The following is an 11,966-nucleotide window of genomic DNA, read 5'->3' as shown; positions in this document are numbered from 1 at the left end:
TCAGTTCTGCGCCGACTGCGCCATCTGGCGACGCAGGCTCAGCGGGCGCATGTCCGTCCACACGACGGCGATGTGGTCCAGGCAGTGCTGCCGGGTTCCCTGGGTGCCTTCGGCGTGCCAGCCGAGCGGCAGTTCGCGATCGGCTCGCCAGATCGAGTACTGCTCCTCATCGTTGAGCACCACCAGGTAGGTGCCATCGTCGGTGTCGTCGGCCATCGCTGATCCTCCGCGCTGTCAGGGGTACTGGCCACCGAGCGTGCCCGCGGGAGCCGCCGCGCCGTAGAGACAAACGCGCAGCGGCACCGGCGGTGCGGGGCTGCGGTTCCTTCTCTGTCGCCGCCCGCCCCGCGGCGAGCACGCTCTCGGTCACCACTGGTGACCGGCGGGAGCGTGGATTGTGGACTGGCACAACGGTTCGGAGCGGGGGATCGGCACCGCGAGGGCGGCGTCGTTCGCCCAGCAGCGGCTGTGGTTCCTCGACCAGCTGCGGCCCGGCTCGGCGGACTACCAGCTGCCGATGGCGCTGCGCATCCGCGGCCGCCTCGACGTCGACGCGCTCACCGGCGCGTTCGCCGCGATCGTCGACCGGCACGAGGTGCTGCGCACCCGCTACCGGGCGATGGACGGCGTTCCCGTGGAGGAGGTCGACGATCACGTCGAGGTCGTCGTCGAGCGGGTGGATCTGGCGGGGGAGTGCGACATCCCGGCGCTGTTCGACCGGGAACTGGCCAGACCGTTCGACCTCGCGGCCGACCCGCCGTTCCGGCTGACCCTCGCCCGGATCGCCGCCGACGACCACCTGCTGCTGTTCGTGGTGCACCACATCGCGTTCGACGGCTGGTCCTGGGGCATCCTCGGCCGTGAGCTGGCCGCGGGCTACGACGAGCGAACCGGCGGCGCGCCCGCGGCTCTCGCGCCATTGCCGCTGCGGTACGGGGAGTACGCCGACCGGCAGCGCGAGCTGCTGGAGGGTCCCCGGCTGACCCGTGCGCTCGACTACTGGCGCGGCAGGCTGGCCGGGCTCAAGCCCCTGCGCCTGCCCACCGACCGACCCCGGCCCGCCGAATGGGACGGCGCCAGCGACGTCCTGCGGTTCGAGCTGCCCGCCGGACTCGTCGCCGACATCGACAAGCTGGCCCGCGGCCACGGCTCGACCCGGTTCATGGTGCTGCTGGCCGCGTTCAAGGCGCAGCTGGCCCGCTACACCGGCCAGACCGACATCGCCGTCGGCACCCCGGTCGCCGGTCGCGGCCGGGTCGACGTCGAAGGTCTCATCGGCCTGTTCGTCAACACGGTCGTCCTGCGCACCGACACCGCGGGCGCGACCACGTTCCGCGACCTGGTGCACCGGGTGCGCGACACCGCGCTCACCGCGTTCACCCACGCCGAGCTGCCGTTCGAGCGTGTGGTCGGCGAACTGGCGCCCGAGCGGGACATGTCCCGCAACCCGCTGTTCCAGGTGACGTTCTCCCTGTTGCCCGCGGGAACCGAGGAGATCACCCTGCCCGGCCTCGCCGTCGAGCTGGTGCCCGCGCCGCTGGGCGCCTCCGCGTTCGACATCGTGCTCGACCTGAGGGTGCGGCCCGACGGCGGCATCGGCGCCCGGCTGCAGTACGCCACCGCGCTGTTCGACGAGGACTCGGTCCGGACGCTGGCCGCAGGCTACGTGCGCATGCTGGAAACCGTCCTGGCCGAGCCGGAAGTCGCGGTGGCGGACCTCGCCCGAGGCGTGGAGCCGCTGCCCGGCAGGGAACGCCGCAGGCTGCTGGCCCTGGGCAACGACACCGCCCGGGAGCTGCCCGACGCGACGCTGCCCGAGCTGATCACCCGGCAGGCACTGTCCACACCGGACGCGCTCGCGGTGCGGTCCGGCGCCGTGGAGCTGACCTACGCGGACCTCGAAGCCGCCACCAACCGGCTCGCCCACCATCTGCGCGCGCTCGGCGTCGGTCCCGGAACGCTCGTCGGGGTGCACCTCGACCGAGGAATCGACCTGCTGGTCGCGTTCCTGGCCGTGCTCAAGACCGGTGGCGCGTACCTGCCGCTGGACCCGATGTTCCCGAGCGCCCGCCTGGAGTTCATGCGCTCCGACGCGGGCGCCGCCGTGGTCATCACCCAGGAGCCGCTGGCAGGCGCGTTCCCTGATGTCACGACGGTCCTCGTCGACCGCGACCGGGCCGCCATCGCCGCCCGGCCCGGCACCACGCTCGGGCATCGAAGCGGACCGGCCGAACTTGCCTACGTCATCTACACCTCGGGGTCCACCGGCACGCCGAAGGGCGTGATGATCCACCACCGGGGGCTTGCCAACTTCGCGCTGTCCATGGCGGACCGGCCGGGCGTGGCGCCCGGAGCGGCGGTCGTCGCCCTGACGACGATGTCGTTCGACCCGTCGGTGCTGGAGCTGTACGTGCCGCTGCTGGTCGGCGGCCAGGTCGTCATCGCCGACACCGAGCAGGCCCGCGACCCGGAGCGGATGGTCCGGCTGATCGCCGACACCCGGCCCGCGCTCGTGCAGGCCACCCCGACGACGCTGCGAATGCTGGTGGAGACCGGGTGGCGGCCCGCGGGCGGCCTCACCGTCCTCAGCGGCGGCGAGAAGCTGCCCACCGAACTGACCCGCGCCCTGAGCGCCGACGGCGCCGAGGTCTGGGACCTCTACGGGCCCACGGAGATCACCGTGTGGGCGACCACCGCCCGCCTCGACGCCGAAGGGAACGTCCTCGACTGGGCGCCCGCGGCGAACACGGTGATCCACCTGCTGGACGGAGACCTGGAACCGGTGGGGGAAGGGGCAGTCGGCGAGGTCTACATCGGCGGCGACGGCCTGGCCCACGGCTACCACGGCCGGGCGGCTCTCACCGCCGCCGCGTTCGTGCCCGACCCGCACGGCTCGGTCCCGGGCGCCCGCCTGTACCGCACCGGCGACCTCGCCCGCCGGACTCCGGCGGGAGCGGTCGAGATCCTCGGCCGCGCCGACCACCAGGTCAAGATCCGCGGCCACCGCATGGAACCCGGCGAGATCGAGGCCGCTTTGCTGGCCCACGACCGGATCCGCTCCGCCGTCGTCCACCCCACGCCGACCGCGACCGGGGAGTACCAGCTCACCGCCTACCTCGTGGGCGAACCCCCCGGCCCGGACGAGCTGCGCGAGTTCGTGACGCGCACGCTCCCTGACTACATGGCGCCCGCGGCCTACGTCGTGCTCGACGCCTTCCCGCTGACCGCGTCCGGGAAGGTCGACCGCAAAGCCCTTCCCGTCCCCTCGGCGCGCGAGGCGGACGAGATCGTCGCGCCGCGCACGCCGAGCGAGGTCGCGGTGGCGAAGGTGTGGGGAGACGTGCTCGGGGTCGCCGACGTCGGCGCCCACGACAACTTCTTCGACCTGGGCGGGCACTCCCTGCTCGCCACCAGGGTCTCGGTACGCCTGCGGTCCGCGCTCGGGATCGACGTGCCGGTGCGCGCCCTGTTCGACCACGGCACCGTCGCGGCGCTCGCCGCGGCGCTGCCGGGCTACCCGCGGGTGTCCGACCTGCCCGCGATGCCCGCTTTGGCGCCACGACGGCGGGCCGCACAGCCCGCCGCGACGATCAGCAGAGAGGACACCCGATGACGATCGCGCCGCACCGGATGGAACCCGTCCGGGCCACCACGACCGCGGTATTCGAGGACCTGGAGTCCGAGGTCCGCAGCTACTGCCGCAAGTTCCCGGTCGTGTTCGACCGGGCGAAGGGCGCCGAGCTGTACTCCGAGGACGGCCGCCGCTACATCGACTTCTTCTGTGGCGCCGGAACTCTCAACTACGGCCACAACAACGACTTCATCAAGCGGCGGCTCGTCGACTACCTCGCCGCCGACGGCGTCGTGCACGGCCTGGACATGTACACCGTGGCCAAGCGCGAGTTCCTGACCGCGTTCAACGAGACTGTGCTGCGCCCGCGCGAACTGGACTACAAGGTCCAGTTCTGCGGCCCGACCGGGACCGACGCGGTGGAGGCGGCCCTCAAGCTGGCCCGCAAGGTGACCGGGCGCACCGGCCTGATGGCGTTCACCGGCGCCTACCACGGCATGTCCCGCGGCTCGCTCGGCGTCACCGGCAGCCGCCGGGCCCGGCGCGCGGGCGGGATCAGCGGCCAGGACGTGACCTTCGTGCCGTACGAGGACGGTCCACAGGGGACGTTCGACTCGATCGGCTTCATCGAGCGGCTGCTGTCGGACCCGTCGTCCGGCGTGGACATCCCCGCCGCGGTGATCGTCGAGCCGATGCAGATGGAAGGCGGGATGTACCCGGCGTCGGCGGAGTGGCTGCGCGCCCTTCGCGCGGTGACCGAGCGCCACGGCGTGCTGCTGATCCTCGACGAGATCCAGGCGGGCTGCGGCCGCACCGGCAAGTTCTTCTGCTTCGAGCACGCCGGGATCGTCCCCGACATCGTCACCGTCTCGAAGTCCATCGGCGGCTACGGGCTTCCGCTCTCGATGACCCTGTTCCGCCGCGAGCTCGACGTGTGGGAGCCCGCCGAGCACACCGGCACCTTCCGCGGCAACCAGCTCGCGTTCGTCGCCGCCACCGCCGCGTGCGACCTGTGGGAGCAGACCAAGTTCCGCACCGACCTCGCCGTCGCGGCGCGTCGGCTCGAGCGGTTCGGCGCCGAGATCGCCGCGACGGAACCCGGCGTGGAAGTCCGGGGCCGCGGCATGGCCTTGGGCATCGACCTGGCGGGCGCCGGTGGACCCGAACGCGCCCATCGCGTCCAGCGCTACGCCTTCGACCACGGCGTGATCGTCGAGCTGTGCGGCCGCCACGACGAGGTCCTCAAGATCCTGCCGCCGCTGATCATCGACATCGCCCGGCTCGAGGTCGGGCTCGGTGTTGTCGGCACGGCGTTGCGCACGACTCTGTACGCGGGCTGAGGAGGACACGATGCGCCGACACCTGATCTCCATCGACGACCTCGGCGACGACGACCTGCGGTGGATCGTCGCCCGAGGCGTCGAGTTCGCCGCCGGGACCGCCGAGGCCGACCGCCCGCTGCGCGACGCCGTCGTCGGCGTGCTGTTCCGCAAGACCTCCACGCGCACCCGCACCGCGTTCTCCGCGGGTGCGCTTCGGTTGGGCGCCAACCTGATCACCTACGGTCCCGGCGACCTGCAGGAGAACACGGGGGAGTCCGCCGAGGACACCGCCGCGGTGCTCTCCCGGATGCTCGACGTGCTCGTCGCGCGAACGGCGGGCCCGGAGGCCGAGCTGCGGGCGTTCGCCGCGCAGAGCCGGATGGCCGTGGTCAACGCGATGAGCGCGGTCGAGCACCCGACCCAGGCGCTGGCCGACCTGACCACGATGGTGCGCCACTTCGGCGACGTCGAGGGGCTGCGCGTGCTCTACGTCGGGGAGGGCAACAACACGGCCACCGCCCTGACCCTCGCCCTGTCGCGCTATCGCGGAGCGGAACTGCATCTGCGCACACCGCCGGGCTACGGCGTCGAGGAGAGCTTCCTGCGCCGGGCCGCGGTGAGCGCCAAGACCAGCGGCGCGGTCGTCACCCACGGCCACGACATGACCGACCTGCCCGCCGTCGACATCGTCTACACGACCCGTTGGCAGACGACCGGGTCGGTCAAGCCCACGCCGGATTGGCGTGACGCCTTCGAACCGTTCCAAGTGGACGAACGGCTCATGGAGTCCTGCCCAGGGGCGGTGTTCATGCACGACCTGCCCGCCCATCGCGGCGAGGAGGTCACCGCCGAGGTGCTCGACGGGCCGTCGAGCATCGCCTTCGAGCAAGCCGAGAACAAGTACCACAGCGCGCGGGCGGTGCTGCAGTGGTGCGCGGGCCGGTGACCGCCGACAGCAGCCGGACGGGCTTGCTCGCGGTGTTCACCGCGGGCGGGATCTCGGCGTTCGGCACCCAGATGACGATGCTCGCGCTGCCGTGGCTCGTGCTGGAGACCACCGGCTCGGCCTGGCGGGCCGGGCTGGTGTTCGCCGTGCAGGTCCTGCCCATCGCGCTGCTCGGGTTCATCGGCGGCGAGGTCATGCAGCGCTACGGCGCCCACCGCACGATGCTGGTCGGCGACGCCCTGCGTGCCCCCACGATCGCCGCGGTGCCGATCCTGCACTCGATGGGGCTGCTCAGCCTGAGCGCGCTGCTCGTCATCGTCGCCATCATCGGGGTGCTCGGCGTGCCCTACTACGCCGCGCAGCGGGTGCTGGCAGCCGAGCTGATCGGCGCCGACCCCCGCGCGCTCACCAAGGCCAACGGCGTGATGGAGGGCAGCGTCAACATCGCCGCACTCGCCGGCCCGGCGACGGCGGGCGCGCTGATCCCGTTCCTCGGGGCCGCGCAGGTGCTCTGGATCGACGCGGTCACGTTCGCCGTGTCCTGCGGGCTGCTGCTCCTCGTGCCGCGCGCCGCCCGATCGGCGCGGGGGAAGGCCGGTGGGCCGCCCGGGATCATGGCCGGGGTGCGCAAGCTGCGCGCGGACCCTTTCCTCGGACAGTCGGTGATCTCCACCGTGGTCTACGGATTCCTGCTGCGGGTGCTCGCGCTGGCGCTGCCCATCCTGGCCTACGCCCGGTTCGACGGCGACGCCCGCGCGGCGGGCCTGCTGGTCGGCGGCTATGGCGCGGGCGCGCTGATCGGCTCGCTGGTCACCTTCGCGGTGGCGAGCCGGGTCACCCCCGAGCGGCTCATGGGTGTCTCGGTGGTGTTGCTGGCCCTGCCGCTGTGGCTGCTGGTGCTGCCCGCGCCGATCTACGTCCTGGTGTTCGGCGCGGCGCTCTCGGCGGCCGCCGTCCCGCTGTCCAACGCGCCGTTCTTCGGGATCCTGACCGCCCGCGTGTCGCCCGAGTACCGGCCCAAGGTGCTGCAGTCGGTGATCACCATCAGCAACATCGCCGGTCCGCTCGGCTTCCTGACCGCCGGTTTCCTGATGGAGCACGCCGGCATCCAGGCGACGCTGTTCGTCGTCGCCGCGCTGGCCACCCTGGCCACGGTCAACCTGCTGCACGCGATGCGGCTGCTGCGTGTCCCCACCGAGTCCCCACGGGAGGTTTTGAGCGATGCCTGAGCACGTGTACTTGCCCGTCGGCGAGTGGCGGCTGTGGAACCAGTTCGCCCTGCGCGGCCCCGGTTTCCCCGCTTCGGGCGTGCTGCGGCTGGCCCCCGCCGGACTGGCCGAGGACGCCGACAAGTTCGACCCCGGCACGCCGCTGTCCGGTGCGGACTGGGCGGCGTTCGAGGAGTCGTTCGGCGAGGCCGCCGTGCGCACGGCGTCGATCCTGCAGGAGATCGCGGCGTCGGCGCGGTTCCAGGCGGCCGTGGCGTGGCAGAACCGGGCCGTGCTGACCACGGGCATCGCGCCGTTCCTGGCGTGGGAGCCGTCGGCCGCGGGCCGGACCAGCATGCCGCGCCAGCGCGAGGAACTCGTCGCCCACTACTGGCAGCGGTTCTGCGTCAAGAACGACACGATCGGCTTCTTCGGGCCGGTCGGCTGGGGCAGCTGGGACCTGTCGCGCCGGGGCGTGGTGGTGGAGCCAGGCACGGGCGTGACCGCCGAGTCCACTGTGTACTTCGCGAGCTGGGGGATCGACGCCCTGGCCAAGGCGATCGGCGCCGACCCGGCCCTGCGCGAGTGGATCGCGCCGCGCCGGGTCTCGTTCGTGCGCGTCGTCGACGGCCGCGTCCCACTTCCTGGCAGGCCGCCGCAGGACGTCCCGCCGCTGATGGCGGACCTGCTGCCGCGGTGCGACGGGGTCCGGCTGCCCGCCGATCTCGCCGCGGAGACCGGCGCGAGCCTGCCGGAGGTGCTGGCCGCGCTGGAGGAGATGACCCGGCGGCGGTGGATCACATGGCGGTTCGAGGTCCCGGCGGACACCCACCCAGAGCGGCACCTGCGGCGGGCACTGGAGCGCATCGGCGACCCGGAGCGCAGGCGGCACGCGCTGGGCATGCTCGACGTCCTCGAACACGGGCGCGACCGGGTGGCCGCGGCGGGCTACGACGCGGCCGAGCTCTCCGCCGCGTTCGCCGCGCTGGAAGCCGACTTCGTCGCTCTGACGGACACGACCGCGCAGCGCGAGAAGGGCGGGAAGACCGCGCCGTGCCGGGCGCTGGTGTACTCCGACACCCGCCGCTCGGCCACCGCGCGCATCGGCACGGCGGTCCTCGACGAGCTGACCCCGCTGGCCCTGTGTCTCACCGCGGCCCGCTGGATGACCAATAGGTTCGCCGAAGTCCTCGGCGGCCGGATCCGCGAAGCGTACGACCGTGTCCGCGCCCGCCAAGGCGAGGTCGACCTCGGCTCGCTGTGGTTCGAGTGCCTGCCCGCGCCGCACGCCGAGTCGATCGCCGACAGCGACCGTGTCCAAGCCGAGCTGCGGCGGCGCTGGGCGAGGATCATCGACGCCGCGCCCGGCGCCCGCCGAGTGCGGCTGCGCAGCGCGGACATCGCCGACCGGGTGCTGGCCGAGTTCGACGAACCCGGCGCGGGCTGGCACCAGTCGCGCTACATCAGCCCGGACGTGCTGATCGTCGCCGACGACGCCGACGCCGTGGAGCGCGGCGAGTTCGACCTGGTCCTGGGTGAGCTGCACGTCGCGATGAACACGGTCGGCGCGTCGCTGTTCGTCTCCCAGCACCCCGCGCGCGAGGAGCTGATGGCCGAGACCGACACCGACTTCCCCGGCGCCCGTGTGATGCCGATGCTGCCCAAGGAACAGCCGCCGAGGTGGTCGGCGCGCAGCAGGCCGGCACTGGTGCGGCCGGAGGACTACTTCGTCGGGATGGTCGACTACACCGCCGACCCGCACCGGCCGCGCACGGTCATGAGCGCCGACGTCCGCGTGTGCGAACGCGGGGAGCGGCTGGTGGCGGTGCTGCCCGACGGCGCCGAGTTCCCGCTGCTCGACGTGTTCGGCAACGCGATGACCAACCGGGTGATGGACCGGTTCACCCTGCGCCTGGACGGCGACCACTCGCCCCGGGTGACCATCGACAACATGGTCGTCTCCCGGGAGACCTGGCGGTTCGCCGCCGCCGACCTTGACTTCGCCGGTGACAAGAGCGAGGCCCGCCGGTTCGTCCGGACCCGGCAGTGGCGCGCGGGCCAGGAGCTGCCGCGCTTCGTGTTCGTGGTGTCGGCCACCGAGCCCCGGCCGTTCTTCGTGGACTTCGACAGCCCGGTCTACGTCGGCATCTTCCTCAAGGCGGTCCGCAGGCTGGCCCGCAAAGACCCCACGGCCCGGTTCACCGTCAGCGAGATGCTGCCCGACCCGGAGCAGGCGTGGCTGACCGACGACGAAGGCCACAAGTACACCTCGGAACTGCGGTTCGTGGCCGTCGACCAGTCGGAGGCCCCGCGGTGATGTTCCTCGACGATATCGCCGCACACGACCCGTCGCGCGTCGCGATCACCACGCCGGACTTCTCCTGGACCTATGGCGAGCTCGTCACCCGGATCGACGCGCTGGCGAGAATTCTCGTCGCCGCGGGAGTGGGCCCGGAGCAGGTGTGCGCCGTCGCGACGCGGTCGCAGGCCGACGCCGCCGTGGCGATGGCCGCGATCCTGCGGGCGGGTGGCGCGTTCCTCACCCTCGACGTCGACCAGCCCCGGGCCCGGCTCGACGCGATGGCGCGGTCGGGCCAGGCTCGGTTCCTGGTCACCGACGCGGATCCGCCGGTGACGGTGCCGGGCCCGACCATCCGGCTCCGCTCGGCGGCGGTGTCGGCGTCGCTGCCCGCGGTCACCTCGCGGATGCTGGCCTACGTCAGCCACACGTCGGGGTCGACCGGCGAGCCGAACGCGGTCCTGATCGAACACCGCGGCCTGCACTCATACCTGAGGTTCATCGCGCGTGACTACGCCTTGGGCCCGCACACGGTGGCGGTGCAACTGGCCCCATTGGGCTACGACGCGTCGGTCCGGGACATCTTCGCGCCGCTCGTCGCCGGCGGCAGGCTGGTGGTGGCGCCACGCTCGACCCTTCTGCGCCCGGTCGAGTTCGCGGACCTGGTGCGGACTCATGGTGTGAACACGATTTTGAGCACCACGCCGTCCTTCCTCGCCGCTCAGGCCGGGCTGGACCTGGACCTGGTGGTGTGCAGCGGGGAGTCACTGCGTCCGTTCTTGGCGGCGGGTGGGCGGGCGCGGGTCGCGGGGCGGTTGGTGAACCAGTACGGGCCGACGGAGTGCACGATGACGTCGACCCGGTTCTCGGTGCCCGCCGATCCGGAGACCGCGGTCGACCTTGTTGGGACTCCGATCGATGGGGTCACCGCGCATCTCCTCGATCCGGACCTTCGTCGCGCCAAGGACATCGGCGAGGTCCACATCGGTGGCGTCGGCGTGGCCCGCGGCTATGCGGGCAGGCCCGCCCTGACCGCGGACCGTTTCCTCCCGGACCCCTTTGGGGCACCGGGTTCACGGATGTACCGCACTGGTGACCTGGCGCGCGCTCGTGCGGACGGCACCATCGAGTTCCTCGGTCGGGACGACCGCCAACTCAAGATCCGGGGTCATCGGGTGGATCCCGCGGAGATCGAGGGTGCGCTGCTCGCCCATCCTCGGGTGTCGGGCGCGGTCGTCACGGTGGATCACGACGCCCAAGGGCGTCCGTTCCTGATCGGGCATGTCGCCGGTGAGCTGGCGGAGATCACGGACGTCGCTCTTCGGGCGCACTTGGCCCAGTCGCTGCCGCCGCACATGATGCCGCGCCGGTTCGAGCGGGTGGAGCGATTGCCCACGACCCGGTCCGGCAAGGTCGACCGGCGCGCACTGTCCAGTGTGGATGGTGGGCGATGACCACGTCCGAGACTCAACTAGGTCTGGCCGATGTGCTCGCCGCCGCCTCGCGGATCCGCGAGCATGTGCGGGAGACGCCCTTGCTCACCGATCCCTGCCTGCCGCACGTCCTGCTCAAGGCGGAGCACCGGCAATCCGGCGGCTCCTTCAAAGCCCGCGGCGCCGCCAACGCGATGCTCGCCGGGCGGGCCGTCGAGGTTGTCGCCGGGTCCTCGGGAAACCACGGGATCGCCGTGGCGGCCCTGGGCAGACGGCTTGGGGTCAGCGTGACCGTCATGATGGCGGCGGGCGCCAGCGCGGCGAAGGCAGGCGTCATCCGCGACCTGGGTGCCCGTGTCGTGTCCGTTCCAGGGGGTGTCGCCCAGCGCGAGTTGGCTGCTCGGGCGTACGCGGAGGCGACCGGCGCGGTGTTCGTGCCGTCCTCCGACCACGAACTGGTGATCGCCGGGCAGGGCACGGTCGGGCTGGAGATCTTCGAGGCCGCGCCCCACGTCGACGTCGTGTTCGTGCCGACCGGCGGTGGCGGGTTGCTCGCCGGGACCTGCCTGGCGGCTTCGGTCCTCGCGCACCCGGTGCGGATCGTCGGCGTGGAGCCGATGGCCTGCAGGCGGTACGCCCGTTCGGTCGCCGCGAACCGGCCCGTCGAGTTGCCGCCGTCCGACACCATCGCCGACGGGCTGCGCGGCCAGCGGCCGGGGGACATCACCTTTCCCATCGTCCGCCGCCGCGTGGACAGCCTCGTCGGCGTCACCGACATCGCGATCAGGGACGCGATGGCCGCGTTGCGCGGCTGCGGGATCGAAGCCGAACCCAGCGGCGCCGCCGCCCTTGCCGGGGCGCTGACCAGCGGGTTCGCCGGCACCGCCGCCGTGATCGTCTCCGGCGGGAACACCGCCGCACACCTCACCCAAACCGAGAAGGAGTTGGCATGACCACGAATATCGCCGACGTGTCCGAGCTGATCGCCGCGATCTACCGGGAGACGCTCAACGACGACGCGCTCGACGCCGCGAGTGACTTCTTCGAGGCGGGGGGCGACTCGCTCACCGCGTTCCAGATCACCGCGCGCCTGCAGGACGCGCTCGGGGTCGAGGTGCCGGTCGCGCTGGTCTTCGCCTACCCGTCGCCCGCGGACCTGGCCACCGTCGTCGACTCGGCGGCGTAGC

At 72.4% G+C, this 11,966-nt stretch carries 9 protein-coding genes; 8 read left to right on the top strand and 1 reads right to left on the bottom strand.

Going from position 1 to position 11,966, the window contains the following annotated elements; genetic code table 11:
- On the bottom strand, positions 1 to 216 hold the full coding sequence (locus GPZ80_RS23640; RefSeq protein WP_187223250.1) for an MbtH family protein: 216 nt from the start codon (positions 214 to 216) through the stop codon (positions 1 to 3).
- Between the two features lie 181 nt (positions 217 to 397).
- Here GPZ80_RS23640 and GPZ80_RS33790 point away from each other — a divergent pair, with 181 nt between their 5' ends.
- From GPZ80_RS33790 to GPZ80_RS23600, 8 genes are read left to right on the top strand one after another with little or no spacing between them, the layout of a single operon-like run.
- The gene (locus GPZ80_RS33790; protein ID WP_222719749.1) at positions 398 to 3,613 is read left to right on the top strand and encodes a non-ribosomal peptide synthetase; all 3,216 of its coding nucleotides are present in this window, start codon (positions 398 to 400) and stop codon (positions 3,611 to 3,613) included.
- Positions 3,610 to 4,911: a diaminobutyrate--2-oxoglutarate transaminase gene (ectB, locus tag GPZ80_RS23630; RefSeq protein ID WP_187223249.1), complete on the top strand. Its 1,302-nt coding sequence runs from the start codon at positions 3,610 to 3,612 to the stop codon at positions 4,909 to 4,911. Before GPZ80_RS33790 ends, ectB begins: the two co-directional genes overlap by 4 nt.
- Positions 4,912 to 4,921: 10 nt before the next feature.
- Positions 4,922 to 5,839 carry an ornithine carbamoyltransferase gene (locus tag GPZ80_RS23625; RefSeq protein ID WP_187223248.1) on the top strand — a complete coding sequence of 306 codons (918 nt, stop codon included), beginning with the start codon at positions 4,922 to 4,924 and terminating at the stop codon, positions 5,837 to 5,839.
- Positions 5,836 to 7,068, top strand: coding sequence for an MFS transporter (locus tag GPZ80_RS23620; RefSeq protein WP_222719748.1), 1,233 nt, complete (start codon positions 5,836 to 5,838; stop codon positions 7,066 to 7,068). Before GPZ80_RS23625 ends, GPZ80_RS23620 begins: the two co-directional genes overlap by 4 nt.
- Positions 7,061 to 9,364, top strand: coding sequence for a lantibiotic dehydratase (locus GPZ80_RS23615; protein WP_187223247.1), 2,304 nt, complete (start codon positions 7,061 to 7,063; stop codon positions 9,362 to 9,364). Before GPZ80_RS23620 ends, GPZ80_RS23615 begins: the two co-directional genes overlap by 8 nt.
- Positions 9,364 to 10,800 carry an amino acid adenylation domain-containing protein gene (locus GPZ80_RS23610; protein ID WP_187223246.1) on the top strand — a complete coding sequence of 479 codons (1,437 nt, stop codon included), beginning with the start codon at positions 9,364 to 9,366 and terminating at the stop codon, positions 10,798 to 10,800. The genes GPZ80_RS23615 and GPZ80_RS23610 overlap by 1 nt, the downstream gene beginning before the upstream one ends.
- Positions 10,797 to 11,732, top strand: coding sequence for a threonine ammonia-lyase (locus GPZ80_RS23605; RefSeq protein ID WP_187223245.1), 936 nt, complete (start codon positions 10,797 to 10,799; stop codon positions 11,730 to 11,732). Before GPZ80_RS23610 ends, GPZ80_RS23605 begins: the two co-directional genes overlap by 4 nt.
- The gene (locus GPZ80_RS23600) at positions 11,729 to 11,965 is read left to right on the top strand and encodes a phosphopantetheine-binding protein (RefSeq protein WP_187223244.1); all 237 of its coding nucleotides are present in this window, start codon (positions 11,729 to 11,731) and stop codon (positions 11,963 to 11,965) included. Before GPZ80_RS23605 ends, GPZ80_RS23600 begins: the two co-directional genes overlap by 4 nt.
- Position 11,966: the final 1 nt, after the last annotated feature.

The organism is Actinokineospora xionganensis (assembly GCF_014323725.1).
Lineage (GTDB): Bacteria > Actinomycetota > Actinomycetes > Mycobacteriales > Pseudonocardiaceae > Actinokineospora > Actinokineospora xionganensis.
This window is presented reverse-complemented; position numbering and strand designations above follow the sequence as displayed.